This window comes from Sporolactobacillus sp. STSJ-5 (assembly GCF_024385605.1).
GTDB lineage: Bacteria > Bacillota > Bacilli > Bacillales > Sporolactobacillaceae > Sporolactobacillus.
In genome coordinates this window covers 1-1,630 of sequence record NZ_JANFOJ010000044.1, presented here as the reverse complement: position 1 = coordinate 1,630, position 1,630 = coordinate 1, and the positions used below count along the sequence as shown (strand labels likewise).

Below are 1,630 nucleotides of genomic sequence, written 5' to 3'. Positions count from 1 at the left end.
GGTTGAGTCAAGCAATTGTAGGCAGAAATTTTTATGACTAGGTAAGTAAGCGTATTCACTGTTTTAGGGGTTGTCCTTGTTGAATCTTTGTTGTCTTTTAAAAACCTTTCATCGCCTTCAGTGCCCGGTGCATCGGAATGCCCGACTTACCTTGCAGATACTGTAGGTTGCCTCGTGCCCATTCACCCACGGTATGCGTGACTTTCTCCACGTAGTGTTTCGGCGGTTTTGTCTCGTCCTGCTTGACTTCATTCCAACGGTCCATTCGACCAAACAGCGTTTGGAGACCCATGTGATCCATCTGGGCAGCCAGGCCGTTCATCATCGCCTGTTTCCCTTTCTCGACCCAACTGCGCCCATTTTTCATGCGTTTGGCCAATTGGCTCATCGTCGCTTCCGCACTGCCCATCGTCCGCATCCCGTCCGTGTTAATCGCGAATGTTTCCAGCCATTTTCGATAATCGCCTAATGCTTCCGGATAGTTCTCAAGTTGCTGGATGAGTGCCTCCAGCCGTTCTTCCTGTGTTTCGCTTTCAAGAGTGCCAACCGCACTATTGAGTTCAGTCACCACCGCTGTGCCATCCCAGGCGCGCAAGGCTTTTCGAATGTTTTTGTACCGAGGATGTCCGAAAAACAGACGGCGAATGTCCCGAATCACGTGGAAGCGGTCGATACAAAAGAAGGCGCGATCTCGGAAATAGTCGCGACAAGCCGTTATCCAACTGGCTCCGTCTCCGTTAATGACTAGCTTGTGCACGGTGGGGTCGTAATCATAGGTCTCTGTCAAGAAATCCTCGAGCGCTTCCCAAAATGGCTGCTTCCCTCGGTGGATAAAATGACGCTTCTCTTTCAGTTGGATCCGCTTCCCGTTTTTTTCCCATCCTTGATGGATCTTGGCCACGCGTTCCTCCTTGCCTCGCACGCCTTTTCCCTGATGCTTGACAAACAAACCGTCGACCTCAATAAAAAGAACTTGATGATGGATCGTTTCCTGTGGTTTCGGGATCGGTTTCGTCTCAAGTAGATGTCGCCTAATCGCTTCATGACTGATGACCGAGTAGCCAAGAAACGTCTCCAGAGCCCGGGCTGCCTTGCGATAGGATGGGCCCTGAATCGCCAATTCAATCGCTGCTTCTTCAACCATCGGGCTGAGATGGCCGGGATTTTCAAAGTCCAAATATCGATCCAAGAGATAGACATATTCATTCTTGGTTCGGTCGCGATAGTACGCGCGTTCGACCGTGAGTTCACCGAAAAGGCTGGTGATTTGAAGCCGACGTCTACTCACAAACCGGTACTGTTTTTTATCCCGTTCGTCGGCAATCTGTTGATCCATTTCCTCCAAGAGTTTTTTCATCACTTGAGCAAAGGTTTCCTGTACCTGTCGCCAGATAAGTTGTTCCAGTTGTTTTAAATTCATGTACGCTGTGGTATTCTGTTTCATGAGGGTGCTCCTTCCGAATCGTTGTTGTCAACTTTGATTCTACCAAGGAGTCACCCTCTTTTCCATAGAAATCGCTTCTACTCCCTACCGCGCTACCGCTTGGTGTCCTTGATTTCCAGTTAACGGCGATTGCCATAAACTGGAAATCAAGGCTATTTTTCTGCCTACAAATATTTTACTCCTACC

General features: G+C 49.0%; 1 protein-coding gene. It reads right to left on the bottom strand.

The features are described from left to right. Window positions 1–97 precede the first annotated feature (97 nt). Window positions 98–1,444, bottom strand: coding sequence for an ISLre2 family transposase (locus tag NOM01_RS17010; protein WP_255749778.1), 1,347 nt, complete (start codon window positions 1,442–1,444; stop codon window positions 98–100). Window positions 1,445–1,630 lie beyond the last annotated feature (186 nt).